The organism is Paenibacillus sp. plas6, assembly GCF_057221655.1.
In genome coordinates this window covers 1,913,466-1,936,520 of sequence record NZ_CM170151.1, presented here as the reverse complement: position 1 = coordinate 1,936,520, position 23,055 = coordinate 1,913,466, and the positions used below count along the sequence as shown (strand labels likewise).

Sequence of the window (23,055 nt, the reverse complement as noted above, 5' to 3'; positions counted from 1 at the left end):
AGATGTTGTTACTATTACTACTAATTATTCCGTTAATCGTAGTAGCGGTACAAGCTCTTTTTTATCGTAGCAATCTGCAAATTTATCGTCGTCTATCTATAGTTGGAATCAGTTTGCCGTTAATACCTTTACTCTATTTGATCTATGAAGCTGTTCAGGATGGTAATCTGTCAAAATACAATATTCAGTTTAATAGTAATGTGTCTATTTTTAGCCTCAACTATGGTATAGATAGTGCATCTTTGTGGCTTACTACGATTACAACGATTGTGTTGCTTGTTACAGTATTGCTGGCTGTTTATATTAAGAAACGTCAAAAGCTATTGTATTCGCTTGTCATCCTTCTTCAAGGCAGCATGTTGCACGTTTATTTAAGTCGCGATGCCTTGTTGCTTTGCGCTAGCTTGTTATTAACTTCATTTATTACAATTTTTCTACTTGGCATTTGGGGAGAGCAGGATGGCACAAAAACTGCAAGACGTTTTGCTTACCGAATGCTTGCAGGGATCTTTTGTATTACGATAAGCTGTGTGCTGTTACTTAATATTAGTTCGGATTATTTACATTCGAGCACAGTATTATTGGGTGAGCAGCCATTGTTAGATTTGGAGCAATATATAATGCAGGAAAGCGGACTGGAACGTCAGCTAGCTTTTGTTATGATGTTGCTCGGTTTGCTTTGTCTTTTACCGATTATTGGTCTCCATCGTTTGTTTATTGATATTTATCGCTATAGTCATTTGCTTATTACGACTATTTACAGCGTGACAATAGGTACAATCGGCGTTTATATCGGTTATCGTCTTGGATTAACGTATTTTGCTGATTTAATGCAAGCGGCAAGCAAACCAATGTTATGGTTAATGACCGTTCAATGGCTTTTTTCATGTGTTAGTTTATGGCATCAAAAGAACATCAGAGGCTGGTTTGCATACAGTATATGGGGGCAATATTCGCTCTTAGTTATGCTTCTGTTAGCTGACTCTGAACTTGGGTTATCGATGCTGTGGCTGCATATAATCTCGTTCCAGTTAATGCTGGGACTGTTAGGTGGAATATTTGCTGCTTTACAGGAGCGCACAAAAAGCTTGAGCTTTGAGGGATTACGAGGACATTTAAAGCAAGTGCCTTTTTTAACTGGGCTTTTCATTGTAAGCTTACTTGGTTGGTTAGGTCTACCTGGCATGTCTCATTTTTTAGGAACCTACCATGCTGTGTTGTTCAGTTTTCCAGTAAATCGACTTATGACGATATGTATCGTGTTAGGATTTATTAGCAGTCTAGCTTTTGTTGTGCGGATGTTGGTTAAGGTGCAACAAGATAGTATTGATTTACAAGCAGAACCGATAACTGAGCTGCGATTCATTGAAGCATTTCCAATCATTTTGTCGTTAGCCTTTGTTATTGTGATTGGCTGTTATCCTATTGTTATCGTTGATTTACTGGAATCTGAATTTCATCATCTATATACATTTTGGGCGCAGCTAAATCCGAAATCCAGTCTTGCAGGATGGAATGTTTTTACATTATTTTCTTTTTCAAGTGATGTTTGGAATTATCTGGTTATCCTATCAGTGATGATGTCGCTTGCGATTTGGCTTGTTAACCATAAGCAGAAACACTTTAATCGCGTTTTATTATGGCAGGCGATTTATCACTTGCTAACGTTGCTTGTTGTTATTTGTAGTGCTCATGCATTATCTGTGTCGGTAAATGCAGAGCGGATACTCCTAATTTCATTATGGTATATTGTTGTGTTTATAGGCTATTATACTACAATTAGAGCTGTTACTAGTGAAAGAGATGCAACGATAAGTAGTATTCAAGGGCTGTATTATCGACAGCCACGTCATGCTTTTATACTTTTGCTATTTAATCTTGCGCTCATGTCTGCTCCACTAACCGGAGGTTTTATCTTCCAGCTTTCAATCATAGAATTATGGAATGCTGAAGGGCAATATGGGCTAATTATGCTGTGGCTTGTGGCACATGTATTAATGGCAACGATACCCTTAGAGGTGATTATCCAGATGTATATGACGGAAGCAAACAGCGGTAAAGTTTCTGCTATGGAATTACCAAAGGGACTAAAGGATCAAAATGGAAAGTTGCGAATGATCGTGCTAATAAGTTATCTTAGCTTACTTGTTGCTCTTGGCTTGACATTTTGGATATAGGAAGTGAGAGAGGTCGATATGAGTGAAGGGTTTCAAGGTTTATTTTCCATTATTGTTATTATTTTGAGTGTGCTGTTTATATGGCTGTTGCTTTCTGAGGTGAAATGGGATGCATTCCTGAAAAATCCGCACAGTCCAAAGGCAAAAATGCTGCAAATTGTCATTGCAATTGTATTTGGTTATTTGTTTGCCAGCTTTATCTTGCAATATTTTGGTTTCTCTACCATGCTTCAAGATTTTGTAGAATAACAATGGACAAATTAGCAAACACTTGGTACAACAAATGCTTAATAAATCAAATCAAAAGGTCGTTTGGTAAAGTAATTGCATTTATAACAAAACATGTAACAAATTTGATGTTGTCTATGTGCAACTATAATGTTAAGATGAAGCTTAATGAGTGTCTGATGCCACTCCTATTGCCGAATAAAATCAATGTCTATAAATATGATTCGCGGAGGGACGCAAGATGGCAAAAATTATCGTCCGCGGAGGTCAACGTTTAATGGGTTCGGTACGCGTACATGGTGCAAAAAATGCGGTACTGCCTATTCTTGCGGCCTCGTTATTAGCGACTGAAGGAAAAAGCATAATTCATGATGTTCCTGAGCTAGATGATGTGATGACGATTCGTCAAGTATTAAACGTGCTTGGCGCAGATACGAATTTTGAGCAGGAGACAATGACAATATCTGCAGCCAACATTGTAACAACAGAGGCTCCATATGAGCTGATCCGAAAAATGAGAGCTTCATTTTTAGTTATGGGTCCGTTATTAGCTCGTGTTGGTCGTGTGAAAATATCTTTACCTGGAGGATGTGCCATTGGCTCTCGACCAATTGAGCAGCATTTAAAGGGCTTTGAGGCTATGGGGGCAATAATTCATTTGGATCAGGGAGCGATTGAGGCTATATGTCCAGGAGGCTTGAAGGGGGCAAAAATTTATTTAGATGTAGCAAGTGTTGGTGCTACTGAAAATATAATGATGGCCGCTGCTTTAGCTGAAGGTACAACGATCATTGAAAATGCTGCTCGTGAGCCTGAAATTGTTGATTTGGCTAATTATATTAATGCGATGGGCGGTAAAGTACGTGGTGCCGGCACGGGGCTTATTCGCATTGAAGGTGTACCTAAATTACATGGTGCAGAACATACAGTAATTCCTGATCGGATTGAAGCAGGAACTTATATGATTGCCGCTGCTATTACAGGCGGAGATGTGTTTGTTGAAGGTGCCATTGCTGATCATCTAGCTCCTGTCATTTCTAAATTAGAGGAAATGGGCGTATTGATTACTGAGTACGATCATGGTATTCGTGTTCAAGCTCCTAATAGATTAAAGGCAGTAGATGTTAAAACATTGCCTCATCCAGGTTTTCCTACGGATATGCAATCCCAAATGATGGCTCTGTTATTAGTGTCTGAGGGCACAAGCGTTGTTACGGAAACGGTATTTGAAAATCGCTTTATGCATGTCGAAGAGTTTCGTAAAATGTCGGCTAACATTAAGGTAGACGGTAGAACTGCGATCGTTAGCGGTAATGCCAACTTGACAGGCGCTAAAGTGATTGCCTCTGATTTAAGAGCTGGTGCAGCGCTTATCTGTGCTGGTCTTGTCGCAGAGGGAGAGACGATTGTAGAAGGTTTGCATCATATTGATCGCGGCTATGTAGATATTGCTGGGAAACTTGCTGCGCTAGGTGCAGATATTCGGCGTATAGCTGATGAACATGAAGAAACGGTGCTTCTTAAACAAAAGCAGGAACGAATACTGCTATCGGATGTTCAAGAACTTATGGCTTAATTGTAGATTGTATAGGGACGCTGACTCTTACATTAGAGTTAGCGTCTTTTTTATTAGAAAAATGAAAAATAAGCCTCTATTATTCTATCCTAGTAGTTTTACTCATAAGCTATAGCAGAAAGAAAAATAGTTAATCAACTGCTATAGGGTGGGTGGAATTAATGAAAAAAACGCATACTACTAGAACTAGCTATCGAAGGCTACTTTGGTTAACTCTTTTATGCTGCAGCCTATTAATAGCTTTAATACTGCGTCAGCAGGAAGCTAGACAAGCACAATTGAGCAAACTGCAGGCTGATCAAGAAAAAATTACGATACAAGCTGCTTTGCGGCAAATGGATATATTTTTGGATAAAGGAATTCCAGCCTCTCGTAGAACTAGCTATAGTGAAGCGATGGGGAAGCAGCATGAACATCAGCTTAATGAGGAAACACGAAAAGGAAATTTGTCTAAGGAGGGACAAGCTAAGCAGGCTAACCTACATAGCGATGCAGAAAATACGCAAGCTGTTAATGGACAGCCGTTAATTTCTGTTAGACTTAGTGAAACTAATGAGATTGAGCAGGTTTCGTTAGAGCAATATGTACTAGGGGTGGCATTAGCCGAGCTGCCAAAAAACTTTGAAAAAGAGGCGATTAAAGCGCAAATGTTGGCGGCTCGTACTTATATTACCCGCCGCTTGTTACAGCATCAGGAAAAACAAAAACAAAGTACTTATGAAGTAAGCGATACTACAGCCGATCAAGTGTATATGTCGCTAGAGCAAGTAGAGCAATATAAGCAAAACTACCCGCAAGAGTATGAAAAATTTATTGCAGCGTTACAGGAAACCGAAGGACAGATTATTAGCTATCAGGATGAGCCAATTGATGCGGTATTTTTTTCAACGAGCAATGGATTTACAGAGGATGCTGAACAATTATGGGGAGAACCGGTTCCATATTTACAAAGGGTAGCTAGTCCGTGGGATGTACAGGTTTCGCCAAACTTTGAGACAACTTATGAATTTACATTTTCAGATCTGTATGACAAGCTGAATTTGAAACAAAGTCGTAGAACGGGAAAATTGCAAATTTCAAATGTTGTTAGAAATGCTAGCGGGAGAGTAAATCAATTAAAAGTGAATGGAGCAAGCTTTACTGGTAGAGAGCTGCGTGAAAAATTAGGACTAGCATCTACTGCATTTGAATGGAAGATTGATGAAAAAAATGAGAGTGTGAGCATTATATGTTATGGCTATGGGCATGGGATAGGCTTAAGTCAATGGGGAGCAAATGGGATGGCGATGGAAGGGTATGAAGCAGATGATATTATTAAGCACTACTATCAAGGGGTAGAGATTGATAAGCTTCAAAGCTTGTAATCAAATAATACTATTACTATTAAAAAAATATAGGATATCACGTATAAAGCTAGTTAATCTGGTAACAATGGCTAGTGAGGTGATATCAATGAGTGAAATCAATCAAAACAAATCACAACAATCAGATGAATCTCTTAAAACGAATAAAAGAGGTTCCAGTGCTGTCAAACAATCAAAATTTAAAAGGCTGCTTACGCAAAAGTGGTTTTCTCCAGCATTGTTCTTACTTACAGCAGCAATTATTGTTACCTTACTGTGGGTATATCAAGATAAACTAACCGATCAACCAACCACAGGCACTGAGGTGACTGAAGAGGGAGCTGGAGTGGAAGGTGAAGCTGGTGAACAGGTTGCCGTAAATGATCCGCTAGATGCAACTGAAGAAATTGCAGCAACAGGCGAGGATATGCAGTGGCCAGTAGCTAACATCAATGAACTGCAAGTTGAAATCCCATACTATGATGTAAATGCGAGTGCAACTGAGCGTGAAGCTGCATTGATTCAAGTAGGTACTACATTTGCACCTCATATGGGCATCGACTTTGTTCATCCTGACGGTAAATCATTTGATGTTCTAGCTGCCTTAGGTGGCAAAGTTACTCTTGTAGAAGACAATCCAATTAACGGTAATCTAGTAGAGATCAGTCATGGCAATGGCTTCGTAACAGTATATCAAAGCTTAAGTGACATTGCTGTTAAAGAAGGCGATGAAGTGAAGCAAGGCACTGTAATTGCTAAATCAGGTCGCAATGACATTGAACGTGATCTAGGTGTGCATCTTCATTTCGAAGCTAGATTAAATGGCGAAAATGTAAATCCAGGCGACTATATTGTCGAATAACGAAATGGGAAAGTAGCTTGCGTCAAATGATTGATGCAAGCTGCTTTTTTGTCATATTTGATGTAATTCCAGCATATAGCGAGTACTAGAGGACGAGCTTTTTCAGCTGTTTTTAAAATATTTATTGCTTTTATCCGTTTGTAAGCTTGGACACAACGAATATCTGACCGACCTATTCATATAATGTACCAAACTTAATACGAGTAGGGAGGCGGGAGCGTGCACGATTACATCAAGGAGCGAACGATTAAAATTGGTCGTTGCTTAGTGGAAACTAAGCAAACGGTACGAACGATCGCAAAAGAATTCGGTGTATCTAAAAGTACAGTGCATAAAGATTTGACTGAACGATTACCGGAAATTAATCCTGAGCTTGCTGAACAAGTAAAGCATATCCTTGAATATCATAAGTCAATACGCCATTTACGTGGAGGAGAAGCTACGAAAATTAAGTATAAGAAGCACGCACCGAGAAAACGTGAGGTGCTGACTGCAAGCAATACAAAGTAATTGACATAAAATATTTTTATAGGAGAGGATTTTCTGAGATTTTGGCGAATAATGTTTTTAACGGTGATTTTCGGCCAGAAATAGCGCTGGTAATGACTACATTATTCGTTGGAGGACTCAGGCCTAATGTTTAGTAAGGATATTGGTATTGATTTGGGTACGGCAAATGTATCTATTCATGTGAAGGGAAAAGGTGTCGTGCTTGACGAACCTTCTGTTGTTGCGATTGAAAGTGACACGAAGAAGGTACTTGCAGTTGGAGAAGAAGCACATCGTATGGTAGGACGTACACCTGGTAATATTGTTGCAATACGACCACTAAGAGATGGTGTTATTGCAGATTTTGATATTACTGAAATTATGCTTAAGGAATTTATTCATCGCGTCGATGGACGCACGTGGTATTCACGTCCGCGCATTTTAATCTGTGCACCCACGAACATTACTTCTGTAGAACAGAAAGCCATTCGTGAAGCAGCAGAAAGAAGCGGAGCGAAGGACGTGTATCTAGAAGAAGAACCAAAGGCTGCCGCAATTGGGGCTGGAATGGATATATTCCAGCCTAGCGGTAACATGGTTGTTGACATTGGTGGCGGAACGACGGATGTAGCTGTATTGTCGATGGGTGATATCGTAACGGCATCTTCAATTAAGGTTGCAGGAGACAAGTTTGATGAAGCGATTATGAAGTATATCAAGAACAAGTACAAGTTGCTAATTGGTGAACGTACGAGTGAAGATATTAAAATTAAAATCGGTACTGTACTTGAAAATGCACCTATTGAAGAAATAGATATTCGCGGTCGTGATATGGTTACTGGCTTACCTCAAACGTTGACAATTCGCTCCAACGAAGTGCGTGAAGCACTGTGGGATCCAGTTATGTCAATTGTATCTGCAGCGAAATACGTGCTAGAGCAAACTCCACCAGAACTATCTGCTGATATTATTGATCGGGGTGTTATTTTAACTGGGGGCGGTGCGTTACTTGGTGGATTTGATTCGCTGCTGGCAAATCAATTGAAGGTACCTGTGCTTATTGCAGAAAATCCAATGCACTGCGTTGTTAAAGGAACGGGAATATTGCTTGACAATCTGGACAAGCTAAAACGCTAGTTAACTGGTTATATCGGAACGAAGTGAAAAGAAAGGGTAAGACGCCATAGGGGGGCGTGCTGAGGTTCTTTTCGTCGTTCCGTTTGTCCTATTCACAAAGAACATCTTATGACCGATATAAATATAAGGTGAATTTTCGCATAAGATGATTTATAAGGAGCGAATAGTATGTTAAGAGGGCTCTATTCTGCCGCTTCAGGCTTAACTAGCCAACAGCGACGTCACGATACGATAACGAATAATATTGCAAATATAGAAACAGCAGGCTACAAACAAAATACAACCGCTTTGCGCAGCTTTAATGAAATGCTGCTATCCATGACAGGTGTTAATAGTAATGATAGAAAAACGATCGGTACATGGACAGGCAATGTATTTGCAGAGGAAAGTTTAACTTATCATTTACAAGGCGATTTAACAGAAACAAGAAATCGTAACGATTTTGCTATTCTTTCTAATATTAGCGTGGACGGTTTAGTATTTGATCAATCGGGTAAAGCGGTGAGAGATAACGGAGAAGTTGTATTTCAGCCGCAAGCGTATTTTACGGTGCAAAATGCACAAGGTGAAATTCGTTATACACGCGGCGGACAATTTTCTGTTAATAGTGAAGGTTATTTAACGACTAGTACAGGGGAGTATGTGCTGGGTACGAATAATCAGCCAATCGTGTTGCCTGCGGGAGTTAGTATCGAGGATCTTGTTTTAACAAACGATCGTCGTTTTATTATGTCAGATGGCACGGATACTGGTTTGCAGTTACTTATTTCACGGATCGATAACCCTAACAATTTAGTTCGTGAAGGCGATGGTAACTTTAAACTGGAAGAAGGCGAAGCTACTCCGATTACTGACGATGATGCAGTTGAAGTTCGACAAGGATACATTGAAAATTCAAATGTTGATGTCTTGCAGGCTGCAACTGATTTAATGGCTGCGCTTCGTGCATATGAAGCCAATCAGAAAATTGTTCAGTATTATGATGCAACATTACAAAAAACAGCGAATGATATTGGAAAAGTATAAAGGAGGAATGGAAATAGATGAACAGCTCAATGATGAAGGCACTGAATTCTATGAATTCCTACCAAATGAAATTAGATCTAATTTCAGATAATGTTGCGAACATGAGTACAACAGGTTACAAAAGTAAATCCACTGTATTTGCTGATTTGCTAAATACGTTAGAAAACCAACCAGAAGGTTTTGCTAAGGATGGACGATTGACTCCTCTAGGCTTTAATCAAGGCTGGGGCTCTCGCGTTACAGGTATTGCGACTGACTTCTCACAAGGTTCGCTTAATGAAACAGGAGTATTAACTGACCTGGCAATTGAAGGAAATGGACTGTTTGAAGTTCAGGTAGATAATGCTGGAAGGACGGCTTATACAAGAGATGGATCCTTCCAAATAAGTATTAATGGCGCTGGACAAGCTATTTTAACAACCTCCCAAGGTTATCCAGTTCGAGCAACATTGCCAGATGGCTCACAAGGAAGTATTATTATTCCTGATGGGTATTCTTTGAAAGTAGATGCTGATGGAAGAGCTTATGGAGTAAATGAGCGAGGCAATCAAGTATTGCTTGGAACGATCGGTCTTGTTCAACCAGTTCGTCCAGATGCTCTTGTTCAAGTATCCGACAATTTGTTTGCCGTTGCGACTGGAGCTAATGCTGATGAGGTTGTAGCTAGAATTAACCCTAATGAGCAAAATGGAATCGCTGTTCGTCAAGGTTACTTAGAGCAATCTAATGTTGATTATACGAAGGAAATGACAGACTTATTGAAAGTTCAACGTGCTTATCAACTAGCAGCAAGAGCACTTAGTTCTAGTGATACGATGATGCAGTTAGCAAACAATTTGCGTAACAATTAGAACGTAGGTGACAATAATGACTAATAGACCATATGATGCAGACTATACAACAAAGGGATCGGATCAGGAAGTGGAACGTTCTCGTAAGCAGACATTACAGCAGGAGGGTTTCCCTTCTCGTTCTGTTAGACATCGTGCTCCTGAGCAAATAGCTGAAGAAAACCGTTCTTCGGTTGAAGAGAAAAAACGATTTCCTGTATGGTTACGCGTCATATTATGGATACTTCGAAAAAGTATCGCTCCAATCATCATGATTGTTATGCTTCTTGCTGGGCTGTATATTGGTTATGTTGTTATAGGTGATCAACCTAAAGAAGATGTTTTTGAGTGGCAAACTTGGAAGCATATGTGGGATTTAATTTTTGCTGAATCATAATGATATTTAGAACCATCATATTAATCAGTCAGCGATAAGCTGGCTGTTTTTCTTTTCGTTTTATTTTCAATTTCTATACGGTTAGTCTATAATAAATGAAAAGCAAGTTTTTTCAGACAAATGGATAGATCCACACAAAGAGGCTTGCTGACGGAACATTAAAATGTATCCAACAAGCAAGCCTCCTTATCTCAACCTTCTGTTCCTGCAGGATTAGAAGGATATATATAGTATGGGATATGTGCTTGTGTTTTATACATTTTAAGAAAAGAGGTAAACTAATGTTAGATATTAATGACATTCAAAAAATAATTCCCCACAGACCACCATTTCTATTAATCGATCGTATTACAGAAGTGGAGCCTGGCGTAAGAGCTGTTGGGCTAAAAAATGTAACGATGAACGAGCCGTATTTCGTAGGTCATTTTCCAAATTATCCAGTAATGCCAGGAGTGCTAATCGTAGAGGCATTGGCTCAGGTTGGTTCTGTTGCTATGCTTATGGTGGAAGCAAATAAAGGAAAGCTCGGTTTTTTTGCGGGCATTGATGGTTTCCGCTTCCGTGGTCAAGTAAAGCCGGGTGACACATTAACTCTTGAAGTTGAAATTACAAGACTTAAAGGTTCGATTGGCAAAGGAAAAGGAACAGCTAAAGTAGATGGTAAGGTCGTAGCGGAAGGCGAATTAATGTTCGCGCTTTCTGATGCTAATGAAGACAAATAATAAAGAAGTGGATAGGAGTAAGCGTTATGTCACAGTTGTCAAATGAACAAGTATTGAGCCGATATGAAGCATGGCTTCAAGATCCTAATATTGATGAGAAAACGAAGCAAGAGCTAAAAGATTTACAAGGTCAAGAAGGAGAAATTATTGACCGTTTTTATCGTGACTTGGAATTTGGAACAGGCGGTTTACGTGGTGTAATGGGTGCAGGCACAAATCGCCTTAATGCTTATACAGTAGGGAAGGCTACACAAGGGTTAGCAAACTGGTTGTTAGCGCAAAATATAGAGCAGCCTTCTGCAGTTATTGCGCATGACTCTCGTAATAATTCCCCGCAGTTTGCCTTAGATGCTGCATTAGTACTTGCAGCTAACGGAATTCGTACATACTTATTCCGTTCGCTTCGTCCTACACCGCAGTTGTCTTTTGCAGTCCGTTATTTAAAAGCGAGCACTGGGATTGTCATTACAGCTAGTCATAATCCGCCTGAATATAATGGTTACAAGGCGTATGGTGCAGACGGTTGTCAGCTTGTTCCTGAGGATGCAGAACAAGTGATTGCAGCGATTGCTAAAGTGGCAAGCTTTGATGAAATTAAACGTATGTCTCAGCAAGAAGCAGAGGAGAAAAAACTGCTTGTTTGGCTTGATGATGCGATCGATCAAGCTTACGTTCAAACTGTAGTTGGTCAGAGCGTAAATCGTGAGCTTTTGCAGGGTGAGCTAGGAGATAAATTTAAAGTAGTTTATACGCCGCTGCACGGATCAGGCAATCGTCCAGTGCGTGATGTGCTTGCTGCTGCTGGCTTTAAACAAGTATATGTTGTCGAAGAACAGGAACAGCCAGATGGAAACTTTAGCACAGTAAAATCACCTAATCCTGAGGAGAAGGAAGCATTTACTCTAGCTATTGACCTGGCACGTAAAGTAGGAGCAGATCTTATAATCGGAACTGACCCTGATGCAGATCGTATGGGAGCTGTCGTTAAAAATAATGCTGGTGAGTATGTTGCATTAACTGGTAATCAATCCGGTGCGATTATGATTCATTATTTACTTAGCCAACTGCAAGCTCGTGGTCAAATGCCAGATAACGGTGTTGTCATTAAGACCATTGTTACGAGTGAGATGGGTGAAGTTATCGCGAAGCATTACGGTGCAACTGTAGAAAATACGTTAACAGGCTTTAAATATATTGGTGAGAAAATGACTCGCTATGAGAAAACAGGAGAAAAGACGTTCCTATTTGGTTATGAAGAAAGCTATGGCTATTTGAGCGGTACGTATGCACGTGATAAAGATGCAATCGTTGCTTCACTATTAATTTGTGAGGCAGCCGCTTATTACAGTACACAAGGTAAAACATTATATGATGTGTTGCAGGAGCTGTACGAGCAATTTGGTTACTTCTTAGAAAGTCAACAATCTCGCACACTAAAAGGAATTGATGGTGTAGCGAAAATTGCTGCAATTATGAGCAGCTTCCGTGAAACACCGCCAACTGAGGTTGCGGGAGTTAAAGTGGTTCAAGTATTAGACTATGCGCCAGGACTTGATGGCTTGCGGCCAGAAAATGTATTGAAATATATTTTAGCGGATGGTTCATGGTTCTGTCTTCGTCCGTCTGGAACTGAGCCTAAAATTAAAGTCTATTTTGCAGTTAAAGGAGCTTCTAACGAGGATGCTGCTGCTAAGCAAGCGGCACTGAGCGAAGCTGTTATGCAACGTGTAGACTGCGTATAATTGTAAGCCAACCATAACAATATACGATTAAGATTTAAGACTAGGGTTGCCTTCTGCATTTACAGTTTGGCAATCCTATCTTGTGTTAGCAACGATATCGATTAATGGAGGTTTAACGTGAACTGGAAGCTTTGGAGCAGAAAAGCAAGAGCGTTATTATGGATTGTTACGCTGATTGGTGTTATTGCTGCAATTCCTCTTGGCATATTGCGAGTGAAAATGGAAGGCTCTTCAAATACTGTTGAGTATGTATTTGATTATCGCGATCTTGAGGAAGTTGCAAATTATCAAGGTGATGTGGAAGCTTTTATTGATGAAAAATTAACTGCTCTTAAAGAAGCAGGCGTGCAGACGATGTCTCTATATGAAAGCTCATTAAGAGACTTGATGCAGGCGGGACGATTAGTATATTATTCGGAAAAAGAAATAGCTAATTTGCAGGGGCAAATGATGGATACTTCCAAAAACTATACGTACGTTATTTTTAATGGTGAATTGGAAGCTGAGAAAATTGCTCCTATCATTAAGCGTGAATTTATACGTCAAGGTGTAGAGCTAGCTGATTGGACATTTGAAAATAAGCCAGCTTTAATTATTAAAGAAGCATACAATTCAGCAATATTAAAAACACTTGATTTCGATCCAATGACAATTGAAAAGCTTCGTAATTTTGGCTTTAAAATTATTGCTCGTTTTTCAGATCGTGTTCAGCCATATGACGAAGCAATGACGGAGGAACAGATCGCTGCTTTAAGTGAACAAGGTGTAACGCGTATTATTTTTGACGGTACGCATGTAAAAGGCGCATCGAATCAAGCTGAGCAAAAAAGCATAAATCATTTTGCAGCGTTATTAAATAAATATAAAATCGGTATTAGTGTTATTGAAAACTTAAAAGCACCGCAAACCGGTACAGCAACGCTTGCTTACTTAATTGATTACAATGTTGTTCGATTGTACTCTCTTTCAGACAGCGATAGCTTTACAATGACAGCAGATGGATTAGTCGATCGATTTAAGCTAGCTGCTAAAGATCGTAATATTCGCATGTTTTTCTTAAATGTTGGTTTTAAAGCAAATGGCAATCTTGGCACGCTTGAACATTCAGTAGATAAGTTAACTCATGAGCTTGGCGGCGAAGATGGCGTTATTGCTCGTATGGAAGCTGCTGGCTACCCGAGCGGAACTGCTCAAGCATTCCAGTATGAAAACCCGACTTGGACAAAATATGTACGTATCGTTGTCGTATTGGCGGCCATAGCAATGATTACGCTATTAATCGGTGCCTTTTTACCGAATACAGAAATCGTTGTTTTCTTGCTAGGTATACTTGGCTCAGGCGGGCTTTATGTGCTTAATAGCTCATTAATGGAGCAGGGATTGGCGCTAGGAGCAGCAATTAGCGGACCAACGCTTGGTGTCATCTGGATGCTTAATCGGATTTATGCACGAACGATTGGAGAGCGTCGTATGCTAGGTGCAACTGAATGGACTTTAGGAGGAACAACACCAATTCACGATGGAAGCATTGATAAGGTGAAATGGATATTCCCTGAAATGCCTCTCGGCCGTCGACTTGGAACTGCATTAAGTTTATTTATTGTTGGTACATGCATTACTTTATTAGCGATTCCATTAGTGTTCGGTTTATTATTTAATATTACGTACAGTCTTGTTATCCAGCAGTTTAGAGGAGTAAGTGCGCTTCATCTTGTGCCGCTTGCACTTATTACGCTATATGTTTTGTTCTATCGTGGACAAGGCGCTAAAGGCGTAATCAGCCGCATTTGGAAGTTATTAATGAAGCCAATAAGCTTGCTTTGGGTTGTTGTTGCGGCTATTGTAGGGGCAGTTGGGGTATACTATCTTTCCCGTACAGGAAATAGTGGACAAGTGTCTAGCCTCGAGCTAATGGTTCGTCATTGGTTAGAAACAACTGTTGGTGTTCGACCAAGATTTAAGGAGTTTATGATTGGACACCCACCTTTAATTCTTGGACTATTCCTTGCTTTGCGTTATCGCGCATCGTGGCTGTTAATGATTGTCGGCACGATGGGGCAGTTAACGATGGTAAGTACATTTACTCATATTCATTCGCCGATTATCATTTCGACACTACGCACAGTGCTTGGCTTAGGTATTGGTATAGTGTTCGGCTTATTGTTAATTTTAGTATGGACAGTTTTGGAAGGGGCTTGGCGTAAATGGGTGTGGCCGAAAATACAGCATCGTATCGCGTCGTAATATCTGGATATTATGGTTTCCACAATAGTGGCGATGAAGCGGTATTGCGTTCGATTTTACTCGCTTTAGAAGAGCAAAGTAAAGCTGCCGGGATTAACATTACGCCAGTGGTGCTAAGTGGTGATCCAAAATGGACGAATGAAATGTACGGGGTAGAAGCTTTGCCTCGTATGCATCCGCCAACTATTTATAAGGCATTATCTTCTTCACATGCTTTAATTAGTGGCGGCGGAAGTTTGCTTCAGGATGCGACGGGATGGAAAAGTGTTCCTTATTATACTGGCGTAATCAAATTAGCCCAGTGGCTAGGAAAGCCCGTTTTCATTTACGCGCAAGGCATTGGGCCTGTAAATCGTAAGTGGCTGAATCCCCTTATTGCTTCTGCTATGAAGGGGAGTCGCTACGTATCTGTCCGCGATGCTCAGTCGGCTCAATTTCTTAAAGATATTGGTGTGCAGCAACCTGCTATTGAGGTTGTGCCCGATCCAGTAATGGGATTGCCATTGCCTACGCAAACTAGTCCTTCACTGCCTGCTGCTGATGATCTGCCACGCATCGGGATCTCTGTGCGATTTTGGAATCAAGATCGCAGCGATTTAGAGCGAATTAGTAAGGCGCTAGTTGCACTAACAGCAAAGCGCAATGTTCGGCTTACGTTTTTGCCATTTCATATCCCGGATGACATTGAAGCTTCGCAATTTATTGTGCAGCGGATTTCGAGGCAAATCGGTGATAGTAAGATAGAAATTGCTGAACTGCCAGACGATCCACAAATGATGTTAAAGGCGGTATCGGAGTGTGATGTGCTGTTTGGCATGCGACTTCATGCGCTTATTTATGCAGCAAATCAAAGAGTTCCGATGCTTGGTCTTTCTTACGATCCGAAGATCGATCAGTTTTTGAAGCGGATCGATTGCTCACCTATTGGGACTACAGAGCACTTAAACATTGAGCAATTTGTAAATGCGATGGTAGAGATTTTAGACGACCGACAAGCGTGGCAGGAGCAGCATAAAGATAAAATAAATTTACTTATTGAACAATCACAAAAACCAGCGCAACAAATCGTACAATTTTTGCGTCAAAATATATCGAGGTGATTTTCCTCATGACCAAAACAATACCAACAGTATATATTTATGATATTCCGTTTTCTAAAATGAATATGAAGGAAACGGTACAGTATTTGACCAAGCGAATTGAAGCTGGTGAACAAACGCATGTTATTACAGCAAATCCAATTATGGTGATGGCTGCGATTGAAAATCCAAGCTACAAGCAAATGATGTTAAAATCTGACCTCATTGTTCCTGATGGAGCGGGAATTGTATGGGCTGCTCAAAAGGGAGGCGATCCGGTGTCGGAGCGGGTTGCTGGTATCGAGCTGATGCATGAACTGCTCAAGGAAGGCGAACGCCATCACTGGAAAGTATTTTTGTTAGGTACAACACAAGAGATTATTGAAGCAGCTGCTAATGCATTACAACTGCAATATCCTCAAGTGCGTATTGTAGGTTATCGGAATGGTTATTTTAGTGCAGCTGAAGATGATGAGGTAGTCAAACAAATTGCTGAATTAGAACCTCATTTGCTTTTTGTAGCACGTGGTGCGGAAACACAAGAGCCTTGGATTGTTAAACATCGTTCTGCATTAAAGGTTCCGTTTATTATGGGGGTTGGCGGCAGTTTTGATGTTATTTCTGGTAAGCTGAAACGGGCGCCAAAATGGATGCAAGCGATTCATATGGAATGGTTCTTCCGTTTATTACAGGAACCTAAACGTCTACCAAGGATGATGGTATTGCCTAAGTTTATGCTTAAAGTGTTGCGTGACAGAGATAAGGTTACAAAACATATTGAAAATTAATGAAAATAACGATATTTCTCGATTTTAGATTGAATTTCATTGTAGTATTTTTTTTGAGCAAGGAGTATAATTCATCAGGATATATTTTGCAATAAGATAGAACTGGAACCAAGCACTGGATAAGTTGATAGATAGCAGCATATGATAAGGCTGAGGCAATCGACGAATTCTGTTGTTTATCCAGAGGGGGAGAATTCACATTATGCCAATTGGAATCGTTTATGCACTCGGTTTTGCAATTGCACTGATTATCGCTTTACTTATTACGCCATTAGTTAAAAAATTTGCATTTTGGGTCGGTGCGGTAGACGTACCGAATCAACGCAAAGTTCATACAAAGATTATGCCGCGGATGGGCGGTTTAGCCATTTATCTTGCATTTGTCATTACATTTTTTTGTGTGATTGCTTTCATACCCGACGGTACGTTATCAGGGAAAGATCTAAACTTACTTAAGGCTGTTTTAGTAGGAGGCTCGATCATTGTTATTACTGGTGCATTAGATGATCGATTTGAGCTGTCTGCTAAGCTAAAGTTTGTGCTGCAAATTATTGTTGCCTGCATCGTTGTGTTTGGGTTTAATATATCCATTGAATTTGTTAGCTTGCCTTTCGGTGAGAATATGCAACAAATTAATGATTGGATCGGAATTCCTGTAACGATTCTATGGATCGTTGGTGTAACGAATGCAATTAATTTGATTGATGGCTTAGATGGTTTAGCATCTGGCGTATCAGGGATTGCAATCGGTACGATTTTAATTATGGCAATAATTATGGGATTCCAACCCGTTATTCTTTTAAGTACATTGTTATTAGGTGGAATTATTGGTTTCCTTCGCTATAATTTTCATCCTGCGAAAATATTTATGGGTGACTCTGGTTCATTGTTTTTAGGTTTTTGCTTAGCGATGCTATCGTTAATTTCCTTTAAACAAGTGACATTGGTATCATTTGTCATTCCGTTATTAATCATTGGTGTACCATTATCCGATACATTTTTTGCAATTATTCGCCGACTTGTGAATAAGCGTCCGATTTTTGCACCAGATAAAGGACATTTGCACCATCGTCTACAGGATCTTGGCTTTAGTCACCGCAAAACAGTATTGCTTATTTGGGGCGTCGCTGCAATTTTTGGTACGATGGCGATTATTCAATCTGCTGTAATTAAATTTAACGGTGCGAATTGGATAACCTTCGCTGTAGTATGCATTGTCTTATTCTTAACTCAAATCGGTGCTGAGGTTATCGGAATCGTAGATAAGTCGCGTCGTCCTGTTATTAATTTCCTGCAGAAATTGGGACTTAAGCTTGGTTTCGTGAATTCAGAATCAAGAAGCAAATAATAAATTGCGGATTTTTTATAAAGTAAAGCTGCTGGAACTGTTACCAGCAGCTTTTTTTTTATGTCAAAATTTTAATTTTACATTTTTTTCATATATCTAACACTTTAAATCAAATGTTAGATAACCGATATAAGTGTTACGGAACTTTTTAAGAATACTTGCGTCTATTAAGTAAGAATGCCCAGAAAAATGTGGAAAGGACTAGATTACGATGAAGACGTTCCCCTTGTGATTTGCACTGTGTGCAATTCAAATAGATAATTAGTAATATTTGAGATGAGAGAGAGGAGATTTCACTTGAAAAAGGTTTTATCGGTTGTACTAGCATTATTATTAGTGTTAACACTTATTCCGAGCTATAACTTAACGCAAAAAGCTGAGGCGGCGGATGATGTTATCATTCCTGCATTTCAATTTCCAAATGAAAAATATACCAAACAAGAAGCGAGAGTAGTATCTACTAAATACCTTAATTTAACAGGTACAATTAATGGGGTTATTGGTTCCTCTATTAGTTATAAGGTTGAACAAATAACACTGGATAGTGACGTGCCTAGTAACTCTACTGAGGACATTACAACAGGTATTTCTGTATCTGGTAATCAGATTACAGTATCAAACATTCAATTATTCCCTGGATTAAACAAAATTACTTTTTCTGGGGTAAGAAATGGAACAAGCTTTAAAGATGTTCCGTTTTATATTGAATATCGTGATAGTCCAATACTTTATGATTTAAGAGTCGGTTTTGAAACACAGTATTATGATTTAGTGGAAAATGGCGTAACCATGCTTTATTCCAACAGTGCAGTTCCGCAAAGAACAGGAAACATCTCAATTGATGGTTATGCTCCTAATGCAACGATGGTTACTGTCGTTATTAATGGAGAAAGCTACGATTACTATGTATCCCAAACATCAAATTCATTTAGATTTGTAGTACCTCAATTGACGATTAACCAAGGGATGAACACTATTACGTTCAAAGTATCTAATGGCGGTCAAGTCATTGAAACAACTCGTCAAATAGCGTTATATACGGGGAGCGTTACTTATTTTGATGAGAAGCTGATTAATGACAGCAACGTATACAATTTAACTTATGGTGCAAGTTACTCAATTAATAATAACCAACCAACCAGAATTGAAGGTAAAGCGATTATTCCATTGCCTTTATATGATGGAAATCCATTAACAGAAGTTCCAAATGTAGCTGCTGATATTTTAAACGTATTACAAAATAAAATGACTATTGATGTCACTGCTCCTGGAGCTACAATTACTAATCCAACTGTTAATGTATCCTTTGATCCAAGTACATTGACAGCTGATTCTAAAAATCTTTTAGTTACTTACTATTATGATTTTGCGGCAAATGCGTTGCCGTTAGATAAACCAATTTCTTTCAAATATACTGCTCCAAATTTGAAAGAAACAAATGAATCACTGGAAAGACGCATTACATTGCGTGATGGCAATAAAGCATTTATTGCTGATGTGAATTATTTATCTGGTTTTGACAGCTCAATGACGATTGAAATAAATAATGATACGAAAAATGTAAGAGCTGCTAATGATACTAGATTATTGTCGCTGTCTTCTAACGATATTGATTTGACTAAAGGGGCAGAAGCTTATACTTTACCGATGGTGTTAGAGGTACTAGTATCTAACTACAATAATCTTGATCTGACAAATTTAAGAAACCTAGTAAAACTAAATGTAAATGGTAAAAATTTTGATGACAAATATAAGTTGGTATTAAACAGCAGTGGACAACCTTTAACTGATATAAAGACGACAATGGTCAATGGAGTAGAGGTTAATCAATTGCGCTTTTTCTTACAAATTAATGAACTTGATAAATCAGGTACAAATGAGTTAGCGCTTCGTATTGATTCGCCAACTACTGCAGTAACAGATCCGTTTAATGTAACAATTAAATTGCAATATGGTCCTTATGTGCGCTTTGAGAACATTGTTGACGGAAAATCTATTCCATACGACTCAATGACGCCAAATGCTGACAGATTGCTATTTGATTCTGATCTCAAAGCATTGATAGGTCGACTAATGAATGTACCTAACGCGGATGATATTGTTTACGAAACGTCAGGCTCTGCACGTCAAACTGTATTTTTATATTTGAATAACGTGCCAATTAAAATTAAGCCTGCTACGAATAGTGCTACTGGTGAAGAGAATAAATCTATTTTCGCACCTGATAGTGTAACAGTAACTATCAATGAGGATGATATTACTTACTCAATTGATTACACTAAAGCTCAAAATGATATTATTCAATACATTAATAAATCTGGTGAAAATACGGTAAGGTTTATTTTTTCAACATCTACCTATTATTATGAAAGCACAATTAAGTTCAATCTTGTGCCGAAAAACTTGCCGATTATTCCAGCTGAAAATACAGATGGAGTTTATCCGTATGTAAATTGGCCGCCAAGTGCAACAGATTCTAACTTTACGTACAGCAACGGCGTATATACGACAAAAAGATCAGAGTACAATGTGTACGGTACATTTGACTTTATTGATTTAGGTAAAGACTTTAACAGTGAAATTATTTCTAAATACAATAACATACCTTCTGCTGCCAAAGACGGCTTTATGATTCAAATCAGTAACCCAGAGTGGTCTCAACCTATTGTATGGAAATTAAGCAATGAATTAAGATTTACTGATGGAAACCGCAACATTTTGCGTAATGGAAATACCGAAGAGGTACTGGGTTCTGGTAAACCGACATATAAAAATGGAACAGCTCTTGAAGATGAAAATAAAGTTAGAGTTTACTACGATTACTCTAATGAAACGTTTTTCTTTAACATTATAGATGAAAAACTTCCTGAAGATGGAAGCCCGATGGTTTACACAATTACTGTATTTACTGCGGGTGAATCAGGACCACGTGCTACGTATCGTATGGAAGTTAACTCAATATCGATTCCTTATAACATTGAACTTCCAGTTGAGGAAAATCGTATAGTAAACCAAAACTTTGTAGAGGTTATTATTACTGCACCAGGTGCAGAGTCGATGACTATCAATAAACAAGAAGCTGAGCTAATTGATTATTATGTTTATTCTGGTAACAATGTAAAAACGGAAAAAGCTTTCCGCGCCATTGTAACGCTCAAGTCAGCTAATAAGGATATTGAGATTCCATTTACAATTAAACGGGGCGATACGACAACGACAGACAGCTTTACTGTTCGATACGTGCCTACTAACATACCTGGGGCACAGTATATGGAGACGATGAAATCATCACATAAAGTATTTAATGGTGCATTAACGTTATCGTTTGCTAAAAATACAAATTTAATTCGTTCATCGTACCTAGAAAATACCGAAGCGTTACCAACACAAGTGTATAATGGAAATAATATTTTATTCGCGATTGCTCATCCTGAGGATGGTATTGTCGATCGTCATAATTTCGAGGAACAAGCTGCAGGTTATTCTAACGATAGTACTAATCTAGGTAAGTACTATATGTCTACGCTTTTTGAAAACTATGCAGGTCGCTTTATTAAAGCGAGTCCGCTATATTGGATTGATGCAGGATTAGCAGACGATACAGATACAACGAGCGAATATGACCCTATTACAAGAGGGCTTGATCCGTTCCCATTCCCAAGATCAAGCGATGTTGCGAATTATCCTAACTTTGCAAAACGTTCTGAAAATAAAAAGCGTGAGCTAGTGCCAAGCACTCCAGGTACGTTGACACTTTCATATGACAGCAACATTGTACAAAGTGCGGGTACTACAATTACTGTATTCCGCTTTGATCCTTACAGTGGTATTTGGGAAAACATTGGCGGGGTAGTTGATGAGAAAAAAGGTACAATTTCAGTGCCATTCACTAAATTTGGTTACTATGTTGTTGCTAAATTAACTCGCAGCTATAACGACATTATTGACCATAGCTATGCTCGTGAGGCTATGGAGGCAGTGTTTGCTAAAGGGGTTATGAATGCAGTAGAACCAGTAGGACGCTTTGGCGGCGACGAATACATCACTCGCGGTGAATTTACACGAATGATTGTTAGAGCACTTGATCTGCCATTGAATTACACTGGAACACCGCATTTTACGTACTATCCAGAAACCATTACAAATCAATACAACCCGAATGCGATATACGATTACCGTTATATCGAAACTGCTGCAAGAGCGGGTATTGTTAACGGTACAAGACCAGGTTTCTTTGGTGAAGATGTTGCTATTACTCGTCAGGATGCAGCTGTAATCTTAGCGCGTGCGCTTGAACTTAAGCTTGAAACGAATGCAACAAAAGCGAAATCTGAACTAGATAAAGCATTTAAAGATGGCGCAAGCTTTGATTATTATGCAATTCCAGCCGTACTAGCTGTTCAAAAACAAGGATTTATCGTTGGTAAGCCGATTAATCCAGCGAATGAAAAAGATGGCTATGTATATGATCCTAAGGCTAGAATGCTGCGCAGCGACGCTGCAATCATCATGGCTCGTGTCATGAATAAGCTTAAAAAGCTGCCAAAAATCTACGGCTAATAACAAACAGGCATGAAATGTTGATTCATTTCATGCCTGTTTTATTAGTATGGTAAAAGTTTGATATCGACTTAAAAACTAGTACAAGCTATACTATAAAAGTAAGGTTTGGCACAAAAATCTTATATACAATTCAATTATTTTTTTTGAAAGTTAACGAAGCGCGTGCAACTTTTTAGCTGTTTATGCGTCTAAGTTAATGTAAGCCAATTGAGATTGCGTAGTACAGACTCGGAAAGATATGGAATAAAAATTGAACTTACTCTTTACGGTCTGGGCTCAACATTGTATAATGTTATAGTGATACGTGTAATCTAGCGGGCTTCTCTCTATGTTTACAAGTTTCTACAGCGGGCTCTCATATAGTATAGTCATGCTAGTAGACATTATTTAATAATTATGTGCTCTACTCCAGGAAGGGGGTGAATTGGCTATGAGTAATTCGAGCCATTTTTTATCAAAACAAAACTCTCAACAACCGAAGCAATTTAGAGGAGGAGAAAAAAA

Annotated in this window: 17 protein-coding genes; all 17 read left to right on the top strand. The window is 39.1% G+C overall.

Features of this window, described 5'->3' with window-relative positions; genetic code table 11:
- Window positions 1-2 precede the first annotated feature (2 nt).
- The 17 genes from AC2TDL_RS08630 (at window position 3) to AC2TDL_RS08550 (ending at window position 22,548) form a co-directional block, all read left to right on the top strand.
- Window positions 3-2,177: a proton-conducting transporter transmembrane domain-containing protein gene (locus AC2TDL_RS08630; RefSeq protein WP_484701108.1), complete on the top strand. Its 2,175-nt coding sequence runs from the start codon at window positions 3-5 to the stop codon at window positions 2,175-2,177.
- A gap of 3 nt (window positions 2,178-2,180) precedes the next feature.
- The gene (locus tag AC2TDL_RS08625; RefSeq protein ID WP_484700327.1) at window positions 2,181-2,426 is read left to right on the top strand and encodes a DUF1146 domain-containing protein; all 246 of its coding nucleotides are present in this window, start codon (window positions 2,181-2,183) and stop codon (window positions 2,424-2,426) included.
- Window positions 2,427-2,646: 220 nt separating this feature from the next.
- Entirely contained in the window at window positions 2,647-3,981 is a 1,335-nt protein-coding gene (murA, locus tag AC2TDL_RS08620) for a UDP-N-acetylglucosamine 1-carboxyvinyltransferase (protein ID WP_484700325.1), read from the top strand.
- 161 nt (window positions 3,982-4,142) lie between these two features.
- Window positions 4,143-5,345, top strand: a complete 1,203-nt coding sequence (spoIID, locus tag AC2TDL_RS08615) for a stage II sporulation protein D (protein ID WP_484700323.1) — start codon at window positions 4,143-4,145, stop codon at window positions 5,343-5,345.
- A gap of 88 nt (window positions 5,346-5,433) precedes the next feature.
- Window positions 5,434-6,186, top strand: coding sequence for a peptidoglycan DD-metalloendopeptidase family protein (locus tag AC2TDL_RS08610; protein ID WP_484700321.1), 753 nt, complete (start codon window positions 5,434-5,436; stop codon window positions 6,184-6,186).
- A 219-nt stretch (window positions 6,187-6,405) separates the two neighbouring features.
- Window positions 6,406-6,696, top strand: a complete 291-nt coding sequence (gene spoIIID, locus AC2TDL_RS08605) for a sporulation transcriptional regulator SpoIIID (RefSeq protein WP_484700319.1) — start codon at window positions 6,406-6,408, stop codon at window positions 6,694-6,696.
- 126 nt (window positions 6,697-6,822) lie between these two features.
- Window positions 6,823-7,812, top strand: coding sequence for a rod shape-determining protein MreB (gene mreB, locus AC2TDL_RS08600; protein WP_484700316.1), 990 nt, complete (start codon window positions 6,823-6,825; stop codon window positions 7,810-7,812).
- Window positions 7,813-7,980: 168 nt separating this feature from the next.
- Window positions 7,981-8,838 (top strand): flagellar hook-basal body protein, encoded by an 858-nt coding sequence (locus AC2TDL_RS08595; protein WP_484700314.1) that lies wholly within the window; start codon window positions 7,981-7,983, stop codon window positions 8,836-8,838.
- Between the two features lie 17 nt (window positions 8,839-8,855).
- Window positions 8,856-9,689 carry a flagellar hook-basal body protein gene (locus AC2TDL_RS08590; protein WP_484700312.1) on the top strand — a complete coding sequence of 278 codons (834 nt, stop codon included), beginning with the start codon at window positions 8,856-8,858 and terminating at the stop codon, window positions 9,687-9,689.
- Window positions 9,690-9,705: 16 nt separating this feature from the next.
- A complete protein-coding gene (locus tag AC2TDL_RS08585; protein ID WP_484700311.1) occupies window positions 9,706-10,065 on the top strand; it encodes a DNA-directed RNA polymerase subunit beta in 360 nt (119 codons plus the stop codon).
- Between the two features lie 281 nt (window positions 10,066-10,346).
- Entirely contained in the window at window positions 10,347-10,787 is a 441-nt protein-coding gene (fabZ, locus tag AC2TDL_RS08580; RefSeq protein WP_484700309.1) for a 3-hydroxyacyl-ACP dehydratase FabZ, read from the top strand.
- Between the two features lie 26 nt (window positions 10,788-10,813).
- Window positions 10,814-12,529 (top strand): phospho-sugar mutase, encoded by a 1,716-nt coding sequence (locus tag AC2TDL_RS08575; protein ID WP_484700308.1) that lies wholly within the window; start codon window positions 10,814-10,816, stop codon window positions 12,527-12,529.
- A gap of 117 nt (window positions 12,530-12,646) precedes the next feature.
- A complete protein-coding gene (locus AC2TDL_RS08570) occupies window positions 12,647-14,773 on the top strand; it encodes a DUF5693 family protein (RefSeq protein WP_484700306.1) in 2,127 nt (708 codons plus the stop codon).
- Window positions 14,734-15,873, top strand: a complete 1,140-nt coding sequence (gene csaB, locus AC2TDL_RS08565; protein ID WP_484700304.1) for a polysaccharide pyruvyl transferase CsaB — start codon at window positions 14,734-14,736, stop codon at window positions 15,871-15,873. The genes AC2TDL_RS08570 and csaB overlap by 40 nt, the downstream gene beginning before the upstream one ends.
- An 8-nt stretch (window positions 15,874-15,881) precedes the next feature.
- Window positions 15,882-16,640: a WecB/TagA/CpsF family glycosyltransferase gene (locus AC2TDL_RS08560; protein ID WP_484700301.1), complete on the top strand. Its 759-nt coding sequence runs from the start codon at window positions 15,882-15,884 to the stop codon at window positions 16,638-16,640.
- 202 nt (window positions 16,641-16,842) lie between these two features.
- A complete protein-coding gene (locus AC2TDL_RS08555) occupies window positions 16,843-17,988 on the top strand; it encodes an MraY family glycosyltransferase (RefSeq protein WP_484700299.1) in 1,146 nt (381 codons plus the stop codon).
- A gap of 297 nt (window positions 17,989-18,285) precedes the next feature.
- Window positions 18,286-22,548, top strand: coding sequence for an S-layer homology domain-containing protein (locus AC2TDL_RS08550; RefSeq protein WP_484700296.1), 4,263 nt, complete (start codon window positions 18,286-18,288; stop codon window positions 22,546-22,548).
- The last annotated feature ends 507 nt before the right edge of the window (window positions 22,549-23,055 follow it).